Source organism: Pseudomonas sp. LA5 (genome assembly GCF_028640825.1).
In the GTDB taxonomy this organism is placed as follows: Bacteria; Pseudomonadota; Gammaproteobacteria; order Pseudomonadales; family Pseudomonadaceae; genus Chryseomonas; species Chryseomonas aestiva.
Genome location: NZ_JAQYZY010000039.1, coordinates 13289 through 34025, shown reverse-complemented (window position 1 = coordinate 34025; position 20737 = coordinate 13289). Strand labels below are relative to the sequence as shown.

18 protein-coding genes are annotated in these 20737 nt (G+C 65.9%); 7 read left to right on the top strand and 11 right to left on the bottom strand.

Annotation, left to right across the window (positions count from 1 at the left end):
• Nucleotides 1–299 precede the first annotated feature (299 nt).
• Both PVZ72_RS15005 and PVZ72_RS15000 read left to right on the top strand, forming a co-directional pair.
• Complete coding sequence (locus PVZ72_RS15005) at nucleotides 300–659, top strand: BON domain-containing protein (RefSeq protein ID WP_017640375.1); 360 nt, start codon at nucleotides 300–302, stop codon at nucleotides 657–659.
• Nucleotides 660–736: 77 nt separating this feature from the next.
• Entirely contained in the window at nucleotides 737–1189 is a 453-nt protein-coding gene (locus PVZ72_RS15000) for a PA2169 family four-helix-bundle protein (RefSeq protein ID WP_133861929.1), read from the top strand.
• A gap of 53 nt (nucleotides 1190–1242) precedes the next feature.
• On the opposite strand, the gene acs is transcribed toward PVZ72_RS15000, so the two are convergent.
• From acs to PVZ72_RS14955, 9 genes are all read right to left on the bottom strand, one after another.
• Nucleotides 1243–3186: an acetate--CoA ligase gene (gene acs / locus PVZ72_RS14995; protein ID WP_273862360.1), complete on the bottom strand. Its 1944-nt coding sequence runs from the start codon at nucleotides 3184–3186 to the stop codon at nucleotides 1243–1245.
• 126 nt (nucleotides 3187–3312) lie between these two features.
• Nucleotides 3313–4977, bottom strand: coding sequence for a glucose-6-phosphate isomerase (gene pgi / locus PVZ72_RS14990; RefSeq protein ID WP_133861927.1), 1665 nt, complete (start codon nucleotides 4975–4977; stop codon nucleotides 3313–3315).
• Nucleotides 4978–5158: 181 nt separating this feature from the next.
• Complete coding sequence (gene panC, locus PVZ72_RS14985) at nucleotides 5159–6016, bottom strand: pantoate--beta-alanine ligase (protein WP_187980488.1); 858 nt, start codon at nucleotides 6014–6016, stop codon at nucleotides 5159–5161.
• The gene (gene panB, locus PVZ72_RS14980) at nucleotides 6013–6813 is read right to left on the bottom strand and encodes a 3-methyl-2-oxobutanoate hydroxymethyltransferase (RefSeq protein ID WP_273862359.1); all 801 of its coding nucleotides are present in this window, start codon (nucleotides 6811–6813) and stop codon (nucleotides 6013–6015) included. The genes panC and panB overlap by 4 nt, the downstream gene beginning before the upstream one ends.
• Before the next feature lie 129 nt (nucleotides 6814–6942).
• On the bottom strand, nucleotides 6943–7446 hold the full coding sequence (folK, locus tag PVZ72_RS14975) for a 2-amino-4-hydroxy-6-hydroxymethyldihydropteridine diphosphokinase (protein WP_187980486.1): 504 nt from the start codon (nucleotides 7444–7446) through the stop codon (nucleotides 6943–6945).
• Complete coding sequence (locus tag PVZ72_RS14970; RefSeq protein WP_273862358.1) at nucleotides 7443–8834, bottom strand: polynucleotide adenylyltransferase PcnB; 1392 nt, start codon at nucleotides 8832–8834, stop codon at nucleotides 7443–7445. Before PVZ72_RS14970 ends, folK begins: the two co-directional genes overlap by 4 nt.
• A 698-nt stretch (nucleotides 8835–9532) precedes the next feature.
• Nucleotides 9533–10948, bottom strand: coding sequence for a sigma-54-dependent transcriptional regulator (locus tag PVZ72_RS14965; protein ID WP_133861922.1), 1416 nt, complete (start codon nucleotides 10946–10948; stop codon nucleotides 9533–9535).
• Nucleotides 10949–11063: 115 nt separating this feature from the next.
• A complete protein-coding gene (locus PVZ72_RS14960) occupies nucleotides 11064–14012 on the bottom strand; it encodes a sensor histidine kinase (RefSeq protein WP_133861921.1) in 2949 nt (982 codons plus the stop codon).
• On the bottom strand, nucleotides 13996–14172 hold the full coding sequence (locus tag PVZ72_RS14955) for a hypothetical protein (RefSeq protein ID WP_007159707.1): 177 nt from the start codon (nucleotides 14170–14172) through the stop codon (nucleotides 13996–13998). The genes PVZ72_RS14960 and PVZ72_RS14955 overlap by 17 nt, the downstream gene beginning before the upstream one ends.
• A 104-nt stretch (nucleotides 14173–14276) precedes the next feature.
• Here PVZ72_RS14955 and PVZ72_RS14950 point away from each other — a divergent pair, with 104 nt between their 5' ends.
• Nucleotides 14277–14693, top strand: coding sequence for a VOC family protein (locus tag PVZ72_RS14950; protein ID WP_273862357.1), 417 nt, complete (start codon nucleotides 14277–14279; stop codon nucleotides 14691–14693).
• Here the strand turns inward: PVZ72_RS14950 and gluQRS are convergent.
• Both gluQRS and dksA read right to left on the bottom strand, forming a co-directional pair.
• Nucleotides 14690–15580, bottom strand: a complete 891-nt coding sequence (gene gluQRS, locus PVZ72_RS14945; protein WP_187980482.1) for a tRNA glutamyl-Q(34) synthetase GluQRS — start codon at nucleotides 15578–15580, stop codon at nucleotides 14690–14692. The two genes, PVZ72_RS14950 and gluQRS, sit on opposite strands and share 4 nt — an antisense overlap.
• Nucleotides 15581–15664: 84 nt before the next feature.
• Nucleotides 15665–16108 (bottom strand): RNA polymerase-binding protein DksA, encoded by a 444-nt coding sequence (gene dksA / locus PVZ72_RS14940; RefSeq protein ID WP_007159704.1) that lies wholly within the window; start codon nucleotides 16106–16108, stop codon nucleotides 15665–15667.
• Nucleotides 16109–16399: 291 nt separating this feature from the next.
• Between dksA and PVZ72_RS14935 the strand changes: the two genes are divergently transcribed.
• The 4 genes from PVZ72_RS14935 to PVZ72_RS14920 all read left to right on the top strand — a co-directional run bounded on the left by PVZ72_RS14935 (nucleotide 16400) and on the right by PVZ72_RS14920 (nucleotide 20734).
• The gene (locus PVZ72_RS14935; protein WP_273862356.1) at nucleotides 16400–17575 is read left to right on the top strand and encodes a pyridoxal phosphate-dependent aminotransferase; all 1176 of its coding nucleotides are present in this window, start codon (nucleotides 16400–16402) and stop codon (nucleotides 17573–17575) included.
• Complete coding sequence (gene sfsA, locus PVZ72_RS14930; RefSeq protein ID WP_187980480.1) at nucleotides 17572–18279, top strand: DNA/RNA nuclease SfsA; 708 nt, start codon at nucleotides 17572–17574, stop codon at nucleotides 18277–18279. The genes PVZ72_RS14935 and sfsA overlap by 4 nt, the downstream gene beginning before the upstream one ends.
• Before the next feature lie 105 nt (nucleotides 18280–18384).
• Nucleotides 18385–19647 (top strand): NupC/NupG family nucleoside CNT transporter, encoded by a 1263-nt coding sequence (locus tag PVZ72_RS14925; protein ID WP_187980479.1) that lies wholly within the window; start codon nucleotides 18385–18387, stop codon nucleotides 19645–19647.
• Nucleotides 19648–19798: 151 nt separating this feature from the next.
• Entirely contained in the window at nucleotides 19799–20734 is a 936-nt protein-coding gene (locus tag PVZ72_RS14920) for a nucleoside-specific channel-forming protein Tsx (protein ID WP_252977211.1), read from the top strand.
• Nucleotides 20735–20737: the final 3 nt, after the last annotated feature.

Below are 20737 nucleotides of genomic sequence, written 5' to 3'. Positions count from 1 at the left end.
GTTCTGGCCTGGTCACGAGGAAATCTTTTCCATAAGTCCGGCTTTATCGGGTGAGGTGCCCTGACAGGCCACTCTTCCCATCCAGGCTCAAGAGTCGTCTGACCTCGTGCAAATTACCAGGCCTATCCACCTGCGAATTGCATTTTGCCCGCTTCCTGTCTCTATCTATTTTATATAAGTCATTGATAAATAACGTCTTTAACAAGTTTCGGAATTCGGCGCCACCGTTGCGCTCTACATCTAGGTCGCTGCTGCCAGGACCTGAGCGCAGTACAACCAAGGAAAACAGGAGTCATCTCATGAAAAAGACTTTCGGTACTTTTGCCCTCGCTGCCGTTACCGCTTCCGTACTGAGCCTGCCGCTGGCCGGCGGTGCCTTTGCTGCCACCAGCCAGAACATGACCCTGGCCGCCAACAACACCATGGACAAGACCGAAGAAGCCGCTTCCGACACCTGGATCACCAGCAAGGTGAAGGCTTCCTTCCTGGCCGACGAACACATCAAGGGCACCTCGATCAAGGTCGAGACCAACAAGGGTGTCGTGTCTCTGTCCGGCACCGTGGCGACCGAAGCCCAGCGCGACCTGGCGATCAAGGAAGCCAAGGCCATCAAGGGCGTCAAGGCCGTATCGGCTGACGCGCTGAAAGCCGCCCAGTAAGAACGCCCGGTACACCCGGCACGATGGCGGCGCCGCGCGCTGCCATCACCCCCTGTCCTTCGCCCCGGAGAACTGCCATGACCAGCACGACTGAAACCCTCAACGATCTGATCGAGATCGCCCGTGACGGCAAGAATTTCTACGAGCACGCCCTCACCGAAGTGAAGAACCCCGAATTGAAGGCCCTGTTCACCGAGATCGCCCAGAGCAAGGCCGAGATCATCAGCGCCCTGAGCAGCCAGGTATCGGCCTCGGGTGAAAAGCCCGCCGAACAAGGCACCTTCGCCGGCAGCTTCCGCAAGTACTACACCGACGTCAAAACCTCCTTTGCCAGCAAGGAAAAGGAAGAAGTCACCTACGTCAGCGAGCTGGAAGAGCAGGAAGACCGCCTGCTGCACGCGCTGGAGCGTGCCGTCAACGAACACGCCACCCCGGATGCCCAGGCCAACCTGCGCAGCCAGCTGGAAAAGGCCCGTGCGACCCATGATCGCATGCGTGACCTGAAGCACCGTATGCAAGCCGCCCACTAAGGCTGCGCGCAGAAAAAGCCCCGCCTAGGCGGGGCTTTTCTTTGGGCCGGCGTTCAGTTTTGGGGCGCGCGATTGAGGCGGGCGTCGATCAGGCTGTCGACCACCGAAGGATCGGCCAGGGTCGAGGTATCGCCCAGGCTGTCCAGTTCGTCGCAGGCGATCTTGCGCAGGATGCGCCTCATGATCTTGCCGGAGCGGGTCTTGGGCAGGGCGGGTGCCCACTGCAGGAATTCCGGCTTGGCGAAGCTGCCGATTTCGTCGGCCACCTGCTGGCGCAGGCGGGCCTTGAGTTCGTCGCTCGGGGTCACCCCGCCCTTGGTGGTGACGAAGGCATAGACCGCCTGACCCTTGACCTCGTGGGGGCAGCCCACCACGGCGGCCTCGGCCACGTCTGCATGTTCGGTCAGCACGCTCTCCACCTCGGCGGTGCCGATGCGGTGACCGGACACGTTGAGCACGTCGTCCACCCGCCCGGTGATCCAGTAGTAGCCGTCTTCGTCCCGCCGTGCGCCGTCGCCAGTGAAGTAGTAACCCGGATAGGCGCTGAAATAGGTGTCGATCAGGCGCTGGTGGTCGCCATAGACGGTACGAATCTGGCTCGGCCAGCTGGACTTGATCGCCAGTACGCCGCTGCCAGGGCCGTCGATCTCCTTGCCCTGCTCGTCCAGCAGCACCGGCTGGACGCCAAAGAAGGGCAGGGTGGCCGAACCCGGTTTCAGCGCCAGGGCGCCGGGTGGCGGAGCGATGAGGATGCTGCCGGTCTCGGTCTGCCACCAGGTGTCGACGATGGGGCAGCGCCCTTCGCCCACCACCCGGTGATACCACTCCCAGGCCTCGGGATTGATCGGCTCGCCGACGCTGCCCAGCAGCTGCAGGCTCTTGCGCGAGGTACGCTGTACCGGCCCGTCGCCTTCGCGCATCAGGGCGCGCAGGGCCGTGGGGGCGGTATAGAAGATGTTGACCTGGTGCTTGTCCACCACCTGCCAGAGGCGACTGGCATCGGGATAGCTCGGGACGCCTTCGAACATCAGGGTGGTGGCGCCATTGGCCAGGGGGCCATAGACGATGTAGCTGTGGCCGGTGACCCAGCCAACGTCGGCGGTGCACCAGAAGACCTGACCCTCGTGGTAGTCGAAGAGGTACTTGAAGCTCAGGGTGGCGCCCAGCAGATAGCCCCCGGTGGTGTGCAGCACGCCCTTGGGTTTGCCGGTGGAACCTGAGGTATAGAGGATGAACAGCGGGTCCTCGGCGTCCATGGGCTCCGCCGGGCAGTCGGGCGAAGCAGCGGCCACCGCCTGGGCGTAGGGCAGGTCGCGTCCCTCCTGGCGGGCCACGGCGGCGCCGGTGCGTTCGACCATGACCACGGTGTGGACCTCCGGGCATTTGGCCAGGGCCTTGTCGACATTGGCCTTGAGCGGGACACGCTTGCCGCCGCGCACACCCTCGTCGGCAGTGATCACCACCCGGCAGTCGGCATCGAGGATGCGGTCGCGCAGCGCCTCGGGCGAGAAGCCGCCGAATACCACCGAATGCACCGCGCCGATGCGCGCGCAGGCGAGCATGGCGTAGGCCGCCTCGGGAATCATCGGCATATAGAGACAGACGCGGTCGCCTTTCCCGACCCCGCGATCCTTGAGCACATTGGCCAGGCGGCTGACGTGCTCGTGCAACTGGCGATAGCTAATGGCCTGACTGTCGGCGGGGTCGTCGCCTTCCCAGAGGATGGCAGTCTGATCGCCGCGTGCGGCGAGGTGGCGATCGATGCAGTTGTAGGCGACGTTGAGCTGGCCGCCGCTGAACCAGCGGGTCTGGCCCTGGCGCATATCGCCGCTATGGACTTCGTCCCAGGTGCGCGACCAGTCGAGCAGCGCGCTGGCCTGTTCGCTCCAGAAGCGCTCCGGCTGTTCCACCGAGCGCTGGTAGAGCTCGCGATAACGGGCTTCGTCGAGGTGGGTGCGGGCAGTCAGGCTCTCGGGCACGGGATAGCGTTGGCTCATGGCCGGCTCCTTCTTGGTGTTGTTGTGCTCCCAGTTTAGGCCGCGGATGGCCTGCCGGGGTTCAGCGAGGCGATAAAACGAAAAAAGCGCCGCAGAGCGGCGCTTTTCCGAGCGGACCTTGATCGATCAGCCGCGGTGACGACCGCGGAAGTAGTCGATCAGGCCCTGGGTCGAACCATCGTCGGCCTTGCCTTCGCTGCGGCCGATGATGTGCTGGTAGACGTCCTTGCCCAGCTCCTTGCCCAGCTCGACGCCCCACTGGTCGAAGCAGTTGATGCCCCAGATGACGCTCTGCACGAACACCTTGTGCTCGTACAGGGCCACCAGCGCCCCCAGGCGCCGTGGCGAGATGCGCTCCAGCACCAGGGTGTTGCTCGGGCGGTTGCCCGGGATCACCTTGTGCGGCGCCAGCTTGGCGATCTCGGCTTCGCCCAGACCCTTCTCGCGCAGTTCGACCTCGGCTTCTTCGCGGGTCTTGCCCAGCATCAGCGCCTGGCTCTGCGACAGGCAGTTGGCATAGAGCCACTGCTGATGATCGGCCACCGGGTTGTGGCTCACCACCGGCACGATGAAGTCGCCGGGGATCAGCTGGGTGCCCTGGTGCAAGAGCTGGTGGTAGGCGTGCTGACCGTTGCAGCCGACGCCGCCCCAGATCACCGGGCCGGTCTCGACGCTCACCGGCGAGCCGTCCTGACGCACGCTCTTGCCGTTGGACTCCATGTCCAGCTGCTGCAGGTGCTTCACGAAGTTACGCAGGTGGTGGTCGTAGGGCAGGATGGCATGACTGGTCGCGCCCCAGAAATTGCCGTACCAGACTCCCAGCAGGCCCAGCAGCACCGGCATGTTCTCTTCGAAGGGGGCGCTGGTGAAGTGCTGGTCCATGGCATAGGCGCCGGCCAGCAGGTCCTTGAAATTGGACATGCCGATGGCCAGGGCGATGGGCAGGCCGATCGCCGACCACAGCGAATAGCGGCCGCCGACCCAGTCCCACATGGGGAAGATGTTCTCTTCGGCGATGCCGAATTCCACCGCCACCTTGACGTTGCTGGAGACGGCAATGAAGTGCTTGTGCAGCTCCGGCTCCGGGCAGCCCTGGGCCAGGCACCAGGCGCGGGCGGCCTGGGCGTTCTTCAGGGTCTCCAGGGTGCCGAAGGACTTGGAGGAGACGATGAACAGGGTGGTGTCGGCGGCGAGCTTGGAGGTCACCTCGCGGAATTCGCTGCCATCGATGTTGGCCAGGTAGTGGCAACGCACGCCGCGCTGGGTGAAGGGCACCAGCGCCTCGGAGACCAGTTGCGGACCGAGGAAGGAGCCACCGATGCCGATGTTGACCACATCGGTGATCGGCTTCTCGGTGTAGCCGCGCCAGAGGCCGTTGTGGATGCGGGTGACCAGCTGGGTCATCTGGTTCAGGACCCGGTGCACCTCGGGCATGATGTCCTGGCCGTCGATCTGGACGCTGTCGCCCACCGGGCGGCGCAGGGCGGTGTGCAGGGCGGGGCGGTGTTCGGAGGAGTTGACGTAGGCGCCGTCGAACAGGGTGTGGATGGCGCCTTCCAGGCCCGCTTCGCGAGCCAGGTTCACCAGCAGCTCACGGGTCTGCTCGGTGATGAGATTCTTGGAATAGTCGAGGAACAGACCACTGGTGTTCAGGGAGAACTGCGTGAACCGCTGCGGGTCGGCGGCGAAGGCGTCGCGCATGCGAAAGTTCTGCATGGCCTTGCGGTGCTCTTGCAGCGCTTTCCAGGAGGCGAGCTGGGTCACGTCGAGGGGATGTTGATAGTACTCCATGGGTAGGCTTTTCCTTGGTGGCTCTTGTTTGCTGTTGTGCCCCACAAGCCGCTGGCTTGCAAGAGAAAGTCGGTGACCGCGAGACGCCGGTCGTGGCGCCGCGCTTCGAGCATGAAAAAGCCCGGTATGTTCCGGGCTTCCAGGGTTCAGTCAGGGTCGGGTGAGCTAACCTTCGGTTGCGTCACACTCGGGCCCTGCGGCGAAAGCTCAGGTTGTCGATCAGGCGGGTCTGGCCGAGGTAGGCCGCCACCAGCAGGACCAGTGCCGAGGTGTCCGGCCCGGCCGGTTGCAGACTCAGCTGCTCACGCAGTTCCAGGTAGTCCACCTTAAGCCCCTGAGCTTGCAGTTCGGCGACACCGGCGGCCAGGGTGGCCTCCACCGCGGCGCCGGCGGCGAGCTGATCGGCGAGCCGCCTGAGCAGGCTGTACAGGCAGGGCGCACTGGCGCGCTGGCCGTCATCGAGATAGCCATTGCGGGACGACAGCGCCAGGCCGTCGGTGGCCCGCACCGTGGGCTGGGCGACGATCTCGATGGGCATGTCCAGGTCCTGGACCAGCTTGCGGATCACCGCCAGCTGCTGATAGTCCTTTTCGCCAAACACCGCCACGTCCGGTTGCGCCATCTGGAACAGCTTGGTGACCACCGTCGCCACGCCCTCGAAATGCCCGGGCCGGCGTGCGCCGCAGAGGCCTTCCGAGACCTGGGGGACGTTTACCCGAGCCAGGCCGTCCATGCCGCTGGGATACATCTCCGCCACCGCCGGTGCGAACAGCAGATCGCAATGGGCTTCGTTCAACTGGCGGCTGTCTTCCGCCAGGGTGCGGGGATAGGTGTCCAGATCCTCGCCGGGGCCGAACTGCAACGGATTGACGAAGATGCTCGCCACCACGAAGTCGGCGTGACGCCGGGCAGTCTCCACCAGCGCGATATGGCCGGCGTGCAGATTGCCCATGGTGGGCACCAGGCCGATGCGCAGGCCCTGGCGGCGCGCGGCGGCGACGGCGGCGCGCAGTTCGCGGACGCTATGGACCGTTTTCATGCGGAGAATCCGTGTTCGGGAGCGGGAAAGCTGCCGTCCTTGACGGCGGCGACGTAGGCCGCCAGGGCAGCCTGGATGCTGTCCTGACCGGCCATGAAGTTGCGGACGAATTTCGGCGTGCGCCCGCGCAGGGCCAGACCGAGCATGTCGTGCAGCACCAGCACCTGGCCATCGGTGGCGGCACCGGCGCCGATGCCGATCACCGGCACCCGGGCGGCCCGGGTGATTTCCTCGGCCAGCGCCGAGGGCACGCATTCCAGCAGCAGCATGGCCGCGCCGGCTTCTTCCAGCTCGCGCGCGGCCTCGCGCAGCTGCTGCGCGCGGAGCGGATCGCGGCCCTGCACCTTGAAGCCACCGAAGACGTTGACCGACTGGGGCGTCAGGCCCAGGTGGGCGCAGACCGGCACGCCATTGGCGGCCAGGCGGCGAATCGGCTCGGCCAGCCAGGCATCGCCCTCGAGCTTGACCATCTGCGCGCCCGCCTGCATCAGGCGACCGGCGCTGGTCAGGGTCTGCTCCAGGGTGGCATAGGTCATGAACGACAGGTCGGCGACGATGAAGGCACCCGCATGGCCGCGCTTGACGCAGGCGGTGTGGTAGACCATGTCGTCGAGGGTCACCGGCAGGGTGCTGTCGTGACCCTGCAGCACCATGCCGAGGGAATCGCCGATCAGCAGCATCTCCACGCCGGCCTGACTGGCGGCCTGGGCGAAGGTGGCATCGTAGGCGGTCAGCATGGCGATCTTTTCGCCGCGCTGCTTGAGCCCCTGAAGGGTCGTGAGGCTGATATCAGGCATGCAAGGGGTCCTCGTGGGACGGCGCTATGGTTGTTGTCTGGGCGCCGCAGGCGCGGGGTTGCCGCGCGCAAACGGCTGCTATAGTCCCGGCGCGTCCGGCACAAGTCAATGCTCGGTGTTACGGCTGTGTTACCGGCTGGGTGAGGACGGTAGCAGCCGTTCCAGGCCTTCGAAAGGACAGGCGGACAGCAGGTCCGGCAAGCGGCGGCCGTCGGGCAGATGCAGAGAGGGGGCCAGCTCGGCCAGCGGATAGAGCACGAAGGCGCGGGCCTGGAGGTGATAGTGCGGCACCTGCAGGCGTGGCTCGTCGATCAGCCGTTCGCCGAACAGCAGGATGTCGATGTCCAGGGTGCGCGGACCCCAGCGTTCGTCCTTGCGCACGCGGCCCTGCTGCTGCTCGATGGCCTGGGTGGCGTCGAGCAGCGCCAGGGGGGCGAGGGCGGTATCCAGCGCGGCGACGGCATTGACGTAGCGCGGCTGGTCGGGCGGACCCAGGGGGTCGCTGGCATAGAAGGCGGAGACCGCCACCAGCCGACTCTCGGGCAGGCTGTCCAGGGCCTCCAGGGCGGCGTCCAGCTGCCGCCGTGGCTCGGCCAGGTTACTGCCCAGGCCGAGATAGACCCGTTCCATCATTCGTCGCCGGCGGTGGGCGCATCCGAGGTGCGCCGCTTGCGACTGCTGCCGCCCCGGCGGCGACGCTTGGCCGGCGCGCCTTCGTCCCGGCTGAGGTTCTTGATCATCTCGCGCCGCTGGCTGTCACCGACCTCCTGGTAGCGCGTCCACCAGTCGCCCAGGCCGCCGGTCTCTTCGCCCGCGCTCTCGCGCAGCAGGAGAAAATCGTAGCCGGCACGGAAGCGCGGATTTTCCAGCAGTTGATCGGCGCGCTTGCCCTGACGGCGCGGCAGGCGTTCCTGCATGTCCCAGATCTCGCGCATCGGCAGGGTGAAGCGCTTGGGGACGGCGGTGCGTTGGCACTGCTGCGCGGTGAGGTCGTGGGCGGCTTCCTGCATGGCCGGAATCGGCGCCAGACCGAGGTCCTGGTGATGCCGGACACGCTCGGGCAGGGCCGGCCAGAGCAGGGCGGCGAACAGGAAGGCCGGAGTGACCGGCTTGCCTTCACGGATGCGGGTATCGGTATTGGCCAGGGCCTGGCGAATCAGGCTGCCGGCGTATTCCGGGTCGCGTTCCAGGGCTTCGCCGCTGGCCGGGAACAGCGGGGCGAACAGGCCGTACTGGCAGAGCAGCTCGAAGGTACGTTCGGCCTTGCCGCCGAGCAGCAGCTTGATGACCTCGTCGAACAGGCGCGGTGCGGGAATGTCCCGCAGCAGTGGCGCCAGACGACTGATGGGCTCGGCGGTAGCGGTCTCGATCTGGAAGTCCAGCTTGGCGGCGAAGCGCACGGCGCGCAGCATCCGCACCGGGTCTTCCTGGTAGCGCTGCTCCGGATCGCCGATCAGGCGGATCTGCCGCAGGCGGATGTCCTGGGTGCCATTGGCATAGTCGAGGATGCGTTCGCCGCTGGCGTCGTAGTAGAGCGCGTTGATGGTGAAGTCGCGCCGCTGGGCATCCTGTTCCTGGTTGCCATAGATGTTGTCGCGCAGGATCCGGCCGCTTTCATGGCGCGAGCCCTGGGCCTCGTCCTCGGCATCGCCGGTGGGATGGTTGGCGCGGAAGGTCGCGACCTCGATGATCTCGCGGCCGAAATGCACGTGGACCAGCTTGAAACGCCGACCGATGACCCGTGCATTGCGGAATTCGGCCCGCACCTGTTCGGGCGTGGCACTGGTGGCGACATCGAAGTCCTTGGGCTCGAAGCCCAGCAGCAGGTCCCGGACGCAACCGCCCACCAGGTAGGCCTGATAACCCGCCTTTTCCAGCCGCTCGACGACGCTCAGGGCGTAGCGGCTGATGCGCTCTCGTTCCAGAGCATGCTGACTGCGGGGCAGTTCGATGGGCAAGGCAGGCGCGGGCGGAGTACGCCGCAGGGGCGAGCGCAGAGTCTGGATGAGCTTCTTCAGCATGCGAGTTTCTGTTCGGAGAGACGGCTATACGCAATCTGGCCCACAGCGGGAACCGTTGCGCAATAGATAAGGAGGGGATCTTGAACGAGGGAGGGGAGGCTGTCAAAGGCACTGGGGGAGCCGAAGCTCCCCCCCAAAGTGGTACGTGCTTTGTTTTTATTGTTTATCCAGACCTCTTGTTTTTCTTGTGTGGTCTGTTCCGTGCGGTTACCTGCCGCCGGAAAGGCTCTGAAGTCTAGAGCCAAGAGCAAACGGATTACTTTGGAAGCTGATGCCGTCAGGATCATTCCTGCTCTGCCTGGTACGGGTGCTGCCTCGGGGCAGTTTTGTTGTTCTCTGGCCTGACATCGCGCGGACCATCCCGTTAGACGACTCTTCTCCAAAATGATCAGTTAGCTACGCCTCCGCCTGCTTGTTCTTGTTGTGCTGGAGTCGCTACGTCTTGTTTTTGTTATGGCTGGGGTACGTTCTTATTGTTCTTGTACGAGAACATAAAGCAGATGCCGTGCCAGTTTTATAAAATCCTTTATTTTCAATGATTTGCGAAAAATGTAGCCTTTTTGCTCAGGGGCTACAGGCAAATTTTCGTTACCGCTGAACCCGCCGGCTGTTACGGCGGTAACACATTGCAAAGGATGGGGGAGAGACTGGAGAGGTGTTACCGCGGGACGTGCAGGGCTGTCACGTCCCGGTATGGATCAGGAGGCGTCGCTGCTGGCGCTGGCCTTGCGCCGCGGGATGCCCAGGCGCTGACGACGTTCCCACAGGCACTTGCGGCTGACGCCCAGCTTGCGCGCCAGCTCGGTCTCGGTCATGTGGTCCTGATGCTCGAGCACGAAGTGCTGGAAGTAGTCTTCCAGCGACAGGTCCTCGGTGGGTTCGTGGGCGCCATTGCCGTTACCCAGTCCCGAGCTGGGCAGCGGATCCAGGTAGCTGTCGGCCAGCTCCAGTTCGCCGAGCTCGACGTCGATGCCCAACTGATCGGCATTGATTTCCTGGCCTTCGCTGAGAATCACCGAGCGCTCGATGGCGTTCTCCAGTTCGCGCACGTTGCCCGGCCAGCTGTAGTGGCGAATGGCGGCCTCGGCCTCGGCGCCGAGCTTCAGGCCTGGACGACTCATGCGCGCCGACTGGCGAGCGAGGAACACCCGGGCGATCTCCATGACGTCGCCGCCGCGTTCGCGCAGGGCGGGCAGACGCAGGGAGATGACATTGAGGCGATAGAAGAGGTCTTCGCGAAACTGGCCGATCTTGGCCAGGCCCTTGAGATCCCGGTGGGTCGCGGCGATCAGGCGAACATCGACCTTTTGCGACTGCACCGAGCCGACCCGGCGAATCTCGCCTTCCTGCAGCACGCGCAAGAGGCGTGCCTGAGCTTCCAGCGGCAATTCGCCGATCTCGTCGAGAAACAGGGTGCCGCCATCAGCCGCTTCCACCAGGCCGGTACGGCTGGCACTGGCGCCGGTGAAGGCGCCCTTCTCGTGGCCGAAGAGTTCGGATTCGATCAGGGTCTCGGGAATGGCCGCGCAGTTGACCGAGATCAGCGGCGCCTTGGCCCGCCGCGACAGATTGTGCAGTGCCCGCGCCACCAGTTCCTTGCCGGTACCGGATTCACCCTGGATCAGCACGGTGGAATCGGTGGGCGCGACCTTGCGGATCTTGCCGAAGAGGTCCTGCATCGGCGCGCAGTTGCCGATGATGCCGATCTCGCCGGTGGCCGGCGCCGGCGTGACGCTTTCCTCGGCGACCATCGGCGGGCGCTGCTCGCGTTCCACCAGGATGCGCGCCACGGCCTGCAGCATCTCGTCGTGATCGAAGGGCTTGGCTATGTAGTCCACCGCACCCTGCTTCATGGAATCGACTGCCGAGCGAAGGCTGGCGTAGCTGGTCATGATCAGCACCGGCTTGCCCTTGGCGAGATCGATCATCTCGGTACCCGGGGCGCCGGGCAGGCGCAGATCGCTGATGACGAGATCGAAGCTGGAAACGTCGTAGAGATCCTGGGCTTCCTGGACGGAGCCGGCTTCGCTGACGCGGAACTGGTTGCGCTCGAGCAGGCGGCGCAGCGCCGAACGGATGATCTTCTCGTCTTCGACAATCAGGATATGGGCCATCAAGTGCGCTCTCTTACGGGAAGGCAAGACGACCCACGCCAGGCAGCGTGTGTTGTCGCGGTCGTCTGGACTTCCGAATGCTTTAGCAGATCCATCCAGCAGGCGGATGGGTCCGTCACGGCGCCTCCGGCAACCCGAGATAGCGCGGCAGCAGTACCCGAATGCGGGTGCCCTGGCCGGTCACGGGGTCGGTAGGACTATCGATCATTATCTGACCATAATGCTCTTCTACGATGGAATAGACCAGCGCCAAGCCAAGCCCTGTCCCCTTGCCCGGATCCTTGGTGGTGAAGAAGGGTTCGAACAGCCGACTGACGATGGCCTTGGGAATGCCGCTGCCTTCGTCTTCGACGCTCAGGGTCACGGTCTGGCCATGGGCCTCGCTGCGCACCCGAATCGGCGCGCCGGCCGGCGAGGCGTCGCGGGCGTTGGACAGCAGGTTGATCATCACCTGCACCAGGCGCTGGGGATCGCCCTGCACCAGGTGTTCCGGGTCGCAGAGATTGAAGAAGTCGACGTCCACGCTCTGCCGATTGAGCGAGAGCAGGGCGATGGCCTCCTGCGCCGCCTCGGCCACGCACACCGGTTCGTGGGCCTGCTGGCGGCCGCCGGCGTGGGCGAAACTCATCAGCGACTGGACGATGCGGGTGATGCGGCGGGTCTGCTCGATGATCTGGCTGCTGATCTCGTCGATCTCTTCGTCCGCCTCGCGCTCCTCGCGCAGATTCTGCGCCAGGCAGGCGATGCCGGTGACCGGGTTGCCGATCTCGTGGGCGACGCCCGCGGCCAGCCGGCCGATGGAGGCCAGGCGCTCGGAGTGGATCAGGCGGTCTTCCAGCAGTTGCGTCTCGCTGATGTCTTCCACCACCAGCACCGTGCCGTTGCTGCCCACCGCCAGGGGTTCGTCGATGGTCGCCTTGTGCAGGTTGAGCCAGCGCTGCTCGTGTTCCTGGGGCAGGCGCTGCTTGTAGAGGTGCTGCTGCGCCGGTTCGGCGAGAAAGCGCTCGAACAGGTCCTGCCAGGGATCGGGCAGGGCGCTCAGGCGCGAGCCCACTACCCGGGCGCCATCGATGCCGGTGAGTTCTTCCATGGCGCGGTTCCACATGAGGATCTCGCGGTCCCGGGCCAGGGAGCAGACGCCCATGGGCAACTCCTGCAAGGTCTGGCGGTGATAGCGGCGCAGGGCGTCCAGCTCGGCGGCGAGACCGGTCAGGCGCGACTGGTAGTCTTCCAGGCGATTCTCGATGAAGTGGATGTCTTCGGTGGCATAGGCCTCGCTTTCCGCCTTGAACGGCAGAAAGGTCTCGACGATGTCCTGGGCGACCCGCGGGCCCATCAGGCCCGAGAGGTTGGCCTCGATGCGATCGCGCAGCCGGCGCAGGGCATAGGGGCGGCGTTCGTCATAGGGCAGCAGCAGGTCGGCCAGGGCGCGCTCGACTTCCTTTTGCGCGGTCTTGGCGCCCAGCGGCTTGGCCAGCTGGGCCGCGAAGTCCTGGGGCGAGCTGGCCGCCAGTTCGCGGCGCTGCGGCCGGCGGACGTTGTCCACCGCGCAGGCCTCGGCGGCGCTCTTCTCTTCTTCGCTGGCTTCGGTGAACAGCGAGACCAGGGCGAACACCAGCACGTTGACGGTCAGCGAGGCCACGGCGGCGAGGTGCCAGTTGCTGGCGCTGATGCGATAGCTGAAGACGCCGATGTGCAGCGGATTGATGTCGGCCACCAGCGGCATGAGCATGCTCAGGAACCACAGGCCCAGGCCGCATAGCAGGCCGGCGATGAAGCCCTTGCGATTGGCCGTCTGCCAGTAGAGCACCGACAGCGCGCCGGGCAGGAACTGCACGGTGGCGACAAAGGAGACGATGCCCAGGCTGGAGAGATCGCCATGGCCCTGCAGCAGGCGATAGAAGCCGTAGCTGCCGAGGATGATGGCGGCGATCAGCAGGCGCCGGGTCATGCGCAGCCAGCGATAGATGTTGCCGTCGGTGGGCGGCTGGTAGAGCGGCAGCACGATGTGGTTGAGCAGCATGCCCGACAGCGCCATGGTCACCACGATGATCAGGCCGCTGGCCGCCGACAGGCCGCCGACGAAGGCCACCAGCGCCAGCAGCGGATTGTCCAGCGCCAGGCCCACGCCCAGGGTGAAGTACTCCGGCGGCGTCGGCGAACCCAGCGCCAGGCCACCCCAGAGAATCGGCGGTACTGCCAGGCTGATCAGCAGCAGGAACAGCGGCAGGCCCCAGCTGGCGCTGACCAGCGCCTGGGGACTGAGATTCTCGGTAAAGGCCATGTGGTACATGTGCGGGGTGACGATGGCCGCAGCGAAGAACACCAGCAGCAGGATCCGCCAGGGGCCTTCCTGCAGCGGGGTGTGCAGGGTGGAGAGGGCGCTCTGGTTCTGCTGCAGCCAGGTCTCCAGGCCGTTGGGGCCGCCGAACACGGTATAGAGGGTGACGCCGCCGACGATGCCCAGGGCCAGCAGCTTGACCAGGGATTCGAAGGCGATGGCCACCACCAGGCCCTCGTGGCGCTCCTTGGAGTTGATCTGGCGCGCGCCGAAGAGCATGGCGAACAGGGTGATCAACAGGCAGAAGCCCAGCGCCGGGGCGTCCTGGGCGCGGGCCTGCACCAGGATGCCGGTGCTGGTGGCCACCGCCTGGATCTGCAGCGCCAGCAGTGGCAGCACAGCGATCAGCATGCCCAGACTGGTCAGGGCGCCGGCCCAGGTGCTGCGGAAGCGGAAGGCGAAGAGATCGGCCAGGGACGCCAGCTGGTAGGCACGGGTCAGGCGCAGGATGGGGTAGAGCAATACCGGCGCCAGCAGAAAGGCGCCGCACAGCCCCAGGTAATAGGCGAGAAAACCGTAGCCGTAGTCGTAGGCCAGGCCCACGGTGCCATAGAAGGCCCAGGCGCTGGCATAGACACCCAGCGACAGGGTGTAGATCAGCGGATGGCGCACCAGCCGGCGCGGCACCCAGCCCTTCTCGGTCATCCAGGCGACGCCAAAGAAGATCAGCAGGTAACCGGCGCTGATCAGGACCAGTTGGGACAGACTAAAGCTCGTCGGCATCGCGCTGGCTCTGCAGGATGAAGGTCACCACGATGAGAATGAGCCACAGCAGGTAGGGCCGATACCAGGCGCCGCTGGGAGCGATCCACCAATCCATGATGGCGGGGGAGAACAGATAGATGCCTACCACGAGGAGCAGGACCAGCCGGTAGATGTACATGCGCGGTTCCCGAACGGCGATGGCGCCATGGTAAAGCAAAAGCGCTGTACCCCGGAGAGGGAGGCTTCTACCGTGAAGGCTTACTTGCCCGCTGGAGTTCGCCAATGACCAGACCCCGCCTCGCCGCCGTGCTGGAAACCGCGCTCTATGTCGCCGATCTGCCGAGGGCCCGGCGCTTCTATGGCGAGGTGCTGGGCCTGGCGCCGCTGTTCGCCGACGACCGCCTGGCCGCCTATGCGGTGGGCGCCAGCGTCCTGTTGCTGTTCCAGCGGGGCACTACCGAGCAACCCGTCAGGTTGCCGGGCGGCTGCATCCCCCCTCACGGCGCCCAGGGCTGTCAGCACCTGGCCCTGGCGATCGCGGCGGATGAACTGGACGCCTGGGTCGGGCACCTGGCAGTCGCCGAGGTCGCCATCGAGGAACGTACCCAGTGGCCACGGGGCGCGATCAGCCTGTATTTCCGCGATCCGGACGGGCACCTGCTGGAACTGGTCACGCCCGGACTCTGGCCCAACTACTAGTCCGGCAGCTGGGCTTCGGCCAGGTGGGGCACCCGCGGGATCAGCGTGGCGTCCCAGTGGGCGACGCCCCAGGCCAGCACCCGGGTCGGGGACTCCTGGGCCAGCGCCGGCTGGGTCGGCTGGCCCAGGGCGCGCAGGGCGCGTACCAGCAGGGCGCCGGCCTGTTCGGCTGGCAGCGGCGGCGAGCGGTAACTTTTGCCCAGCTTGTGGCCGTCGGGCTGGATCAGCAGCGGCACGTGCAGATAGCACGGCGCCGGATGGCCGAGCAATTCCTGCAGATAGAGCTGGCGCGGCGTGGAGTCCAGCAGGTCGGCACCCCGCACCACGTCGGTGACTCCCTGCAGGGCATCGTCCATCACCACCGCCAGCTGGTAGGCGATCAGGCCGTCGCGACGCTGGATGACGAAGTCGCCCACCTCGCGTCCCAGGTGCTGGCGGAATTCGCCCTGCACCCGGTCGACGAAGCGGTAGTCCAGCTCAGGGGCGCGGATGCGGATGGCGGCGTCCGTCGCCGGCAGGCCGCGATTGCGGCAGTAGCCGGGGTATATCCCACCACTGCCTTCGAGCTGCTTGCGCGAGCAGTCGCAGGCATAGGCCAACCCGCTGGCCAGCCACTGCGCGATGACTGCGCGATAGGCGTCCAGGCGTTCGCTCTGGCGCAGCACCGGGCCGTCCCATTCGAAGCCATAGGCCTCCAGGGTAGTGAGAATGGCCGCCTGGGCGCCCGGGACCTCGCGTGGCGGATCCAGGTCTTCCATGCGCACCAGCCAGCGCCCGCCCGCGGCGCGGGCATCCAGGTAGGAGGCGAGGGCGGCGACCAGCGAGCCGAAGTGCAGATAGCCGCTGGGCGTGGGGGCGAAACGGCCGACATAGGGGCGCCTGGCCATAGCTCATCCTGTGAATGCCGGAAAAACCGAAATCTGAACAGAACAAAGGGCGCCGTAGCGCCCTCGTCGGTGAGGCAGCAGGACTCAGGTCCCGGTCTGCTTCTCGCGGATCTCGGCCAGGGTCTTGCAATCGATGCACAGACTGGCGGTCGGACGGGCTTCCAGACGGCGGATACCGATTTCCACGCCGCAGGAGTCGCACCAGCCGTATTCGTTGTCTTCGATCAGCTGCAGCGTCTCGTCGATCTTCTTGATCAGCTTGCGCTCGCGATCGCGGGCACGCAGTTCCAGGCTGAATTCCTCTTCCTGGGTCGCGCGGTCGGCCGGGTCGGCGAAGTTGGCCGCTTCTTCCTTCATGTGGTGCACGGTGCGATCGACTTCTTCGCGCAGTTCCTGCTTCCACTTGTTCAGAATGCCGGTGAAGTGGGCGCGCATGCGCTCACTCATGTATTCCTCGCCCTTGGCAGGCTGGTAGGGTTCGTAGCCACGGGCCAGATGATTGTTCTGCTGATTTGCTTCGCTGGGCATGATTGACCCTCTCACTTTCGCTGATCCTGTCCACAGGCTGGATGCGTTTCCAGGCCTCTCCATGTTGGAACGCCCGGGGTCTGTGGCTGCCGATGACGTCCCGCGCAATGCCGACGCCAGGCTGAATATGTTCTCGACTGGCCAGTCGCCCTGCGGATGCAAGCCGGCGAACTTACCAGAAGCTTCCAGGGGGCGCTACTACTGGCCTCCCGCTCCGTGCCGACGCGGCGGGTGCCGGTCTGCGAAGCCTTGGTTAGAATCCCGCCTTCGCCACAAGTTCGGACCCCGTCCATGTCCTATTCCTACAGCGCACGCAGCCAGGCCATCGAGCCCTTCCATGTGATGGCCCTGCTGGAGCGCGCAAATCAGCTCCAGGCCGCCGGGCACGACGTCATCCACCTGGAGATCGGCGAGCCCGATTTCACCACCGCCGCCCCGGTGGTCGCCGCTGGCCAGGCCGCGCTGGCAGCCGGTCAGACCCGCTATACCGCGGCCCGCGGCCTGCCGGAGTTGCGCCGCGCCATCGCCGCCTTCTATGGCGAGCGCTACGGCATCGACCTGGATCCGGAGCGGGTGCTGATCACCCCCGGTGGCTCGGGCGCCCTGCTGCTGGCCAGCGCCCTGCTGGTCGATCCCGGGCGGCACTGGCTGCTGGCCGATCCCGGCTATCCCTGCAACAGGCACTTCCTGCGCCTGGTGGAAGGCGCGGCTCAGCTGATCCCGGTCGGTGCCGACACCCGCTACCAGCTCACGCCCGAGCTGGTCGAGCGGCACTGGCAACCGGCCAGCGTCGGCGCCCTGGTGGCCTCGCCGGCCAATCCGACCGGCACCCTGCTCGATCGCGATGAACTCGCCGGGCTGTCGGCCGCCCTCAGGGCGCGGGGTGGTCACCTGGTGGTGGACGAGATCTACCACGGCCTGACCTACGGCCTGGACGCCCCCAGCGTGCTGGAGGTGGACGATTCGGCCTTTGTGCTCAACAGCTTCTCCAAGTACTTCGGCATGACCGGTTGGCGCCTCGGCTGGCTGGTGGCGCCGCCCGCCGCCGTGCCGGAGCTGGAAAAACTGGCGCAGAATCTCTACATCAGCGCCTCCACCGTGGCTCAGCAGGCGGCCCTGGCCTGTTTTACCCCAGAGGCCATGGCCATCTTCGAAGAGCGGCGCACCGAATTCGCTCGCCGGCGCGACTACCTGCTGCCGGCGCTGCGTGGCCTGGGCTTCGAAATCGCCGTCGAGCCTCAGGGCGCCTTCTATCTCTATGCCGACATCTCCGCCTTTGGCGGCGACGCCTATGCCTTCTGCCAGTTCCTGCTGGAGACCGAACACGTGGCCATCACCCCCGGCCTGGACTTCGGTCGCCACCGTGCCGACACCCATGTGCGCTTCGCCTACACCCAGTCGCTGCCGCGCCTGGAAGAGGCCGTCGCCCGCATCGCCCAGGGCCTGCAGCGCTGGAGGGCCCGGTGAGATTCGATCCGCCCCTGGAGGAGGGTCGCCTGCTGCGCCGCTACAAGCGTTTTCTCGCCGACATCGAGACCGCCAGCGGTGAGGTGCTGACCCTGCACTGCCCCAATACCGGGTCCATGCTTCACTGTCAGCCGGCGGGCGCCCGGGTCTGGTTCAGCCGGGCCAGTGGTCCCAAGCGCAAGCTGCCCGGCACCTGGGAACTGGTCGAGACGGATCACGGGCGCCTGGCCTGCATCAATACCGCCCGCGCCAATCGCCTGGTGGAAGAGGCCCTGCTGGCGGGTGGCATTCCCGAGCTGGCCGGCTTCACCGCCCTGCGCCGGGAGGTGGCCTACGGCCTGGAGAACAGTCGCGCCGATTTCCGCCTGGAGTATCCCGCCGGGCCGCTGTATCTGGAGGTGAAGAGCGTCACCCTGGGTTTTGCCGACACCACGGTCGCCGCCTTTCCCGATGCCGTGACCACCCGCGGGACCCGCCATCTGCGCGAGCTGGCGGCCCTGGCCGCGGCCGGCGAGCGGGCGGTGCTGCTCTATTGCGTGCTGCTCGATGGCATCGAGGCGGTGCGCCCGGCGGCGGAGATCGATGCCGCCTATGCCCTGGCGCTGGGCGAAGCCCGCCGGCAGGGCGTGCAGGTGCTGGCTTATGGGGCACGGCTCTCGCCCGCGGGTCTGCAGCTGGACCGACCGCTACGTCTCGCTGACTGAGCGGTCACAAAAAGCTGATCGCCCGGACAGGATCTGGCAGGCGCCTTGCTTACGGATATCGCCCATCGATCGCCGCTATCGGGCGATCCTGTCAGGAGTCTCTTGATGATCTCTGTGCTGGGCATGCTGTTGCTGGTGGCCATCGCCATCCTCTTTTCCCGCCAGCGGCGCGCCATTCGCGTGCGTACCGTGCTTGCGGCCTTTCTGTTGCAGGCGGGGCTCGGTCTGTTCGTCCTCTACATTCCCTGGGGCCAGCAGGTGCTCGGCAGCGTCTCCGGGGCCGTTTCCTCCCTGCAGCTCTATGCCGACAAGGGCATCGAATTCCTCTTCGGCGGCCTCGCCGGACCGAGGATGTTCGAGTACTTCGGTAACGGCGGCTTCGTCTTCGCCGTGCGGGTGCTGCCCCTGATCGTGTTCTTCGGCAGCCTGATCGCGGTGCTCTACTACCTGGGCATCATGGGCTGGATCATCCGTGTGGTGGGCGGGGCCTTGCACGCCCTGCTCGGCACCAGTCGGGTGGAGTCCACCACGGTCACCGCGACGCTGTTTCTCGGCCAGTCGGAAATGCCGCTGGTGGTGCGGCCCTTCATCGCCGATCTCACCCGCTCGGAGCTGTTCGCCATCATGGTCGGCGGGTTCGCCGCGGTGGCCGGTTCGGTGCTGCTGGGCTACGCCGGCATGGGCGTGGAACTCAAGTACCTGATCGCCGCCAGCTTCATGGCCGCCCCGGGCGGACTGCTGATGGCCAAGCTGATGGAGCCGGAGACGGAGCAGCCGCGCGACCAGGCCATGAAGACCCTGGGAGAGGGCGAGGAGCGTCCGGCCAACGTCATAGATGCGGCCGCCGAAGGCGCCCAGGTCGGTCTGCGCATCGCCCTGGCGGTCGGTGCCATGCTGCTGGCCTTCATCGCCCTGATCGCCCTGCTCAACGGCATCCTCGGCTGGTGCGGCGCCTGGTTCGGCGTGCCGCAACTGAGCATGCAACTGGTGCTGGGCTATCTGCTGGCGCCGGTGGCCTTCCTCATCGGGGTGCCCTGGAGCGAGGCGGTGCAGGCCGGTGGCTTCATCGGCCAGAAGCTGGTGCTCAACGAATTCGTCGCCTATGCCGACCTCTCGACCTACCTGGACCCGGTCAAGTCGGCGGCGGCTGGCGTCCAGCCGCTGTCGGCGCACACCCAGGTCATCGTCACCTTCGCCCTGTGCGGCTTCGCCAACCTCTCCTCCATCGCCATCCAGCTCGGCGGCCTGGGCGGCATCGCCCCGCAGCGGCGTCACGAACTGGCTCAGCTGGGCCTGCGCGCCATGCTTGGCGGCACCCTGGCCAACCTGATGAGCGCGGCCCTGGCCGGCTTCTTCATCGGCCTCTAGGTCGATGTCGATCGGACCATCGGGTCCACTTTATGGTGCACAGCTGGCCTGGGTGCGCCAAAACGTAACAGCGGATGACCGTGGCGTGCTGCGGCTTCGCCGCCACGCGTTGTCCGCGGCTTCTCAAGGCTTTTGCTCAGGAACCCTCCTCATGACGTTTTCCCGCCCCCGTCGCGTGTGCTTCGGCGCCTTATCGCTCCTGCTCTGCTGCAGCACTCAGCTGTTGGCCGCTCCCGCTGTCGCGACCGACAGCGCCCAGGGCGAGACCGCCAGTCCTGCCGCGCAACAGACGGAAAATCGCTCGCCCTATCTATCGTCCTGGTACAACCAGGATCTGACCCTGATCGGCAGCAAGGACATCAGCTTCGGCCCGCAGCCCGTGGACGACGTCTATCTGGAGTACGAGTACTTCGGCCGCAAGGGGCCCTTCGAACTCTATGGCTACATCGACGTGCCCAAGGTGCTTGGCATCGGCAACAGCCACGACTCCGGCGTCTGGGACCGCGGTTCGCCCCTGTTCATGGAGCACGAACCGCGGATTTCCCTCGATCAGCTCACCGGCCGCTCGCTGGCCTTCGGGCCGTTCAAGGAGTGGTACCTGGCCTTCGACTGGATCTACGATCACGGCAGCAGCCAGGCCAGTCGGCAGAACACCCTCTACGCCGGCTTCGGTACCGACATCGAGACCCGTACTCCGGTACTGCTGTCCGCCAACCTCTACGGCCGCCGCCAGTGGGAAAACTATGGCGCCGCCAACGAGGATTCCTGGGACGGCTATCGGGCCCAGCTCAAGTACATCTGGCCGCTGGCCAGGTTCGACAACGGCGCCTCCCTGACCTATGTCGGCTTCACCAACTTCGATTTCGGCTCGCAGTTGGGCGACGAGCCGGGGCGTACGGCCAATGCCACCGTGTCCACCAACGTGCTGCTCTATGCCTTCACCCACCTGCGCTTCATGTTCGCGGCGCGGCACTTCCACAATGGCGGCAACTGGCGCGACGGTACCGAGCTGAACTTTGGCGAGGGTGATTTCGAGGGTCGCTCCAACGGCTGGGGCTACTATGCGGGGGTGGGTTATCAATTCTGATCT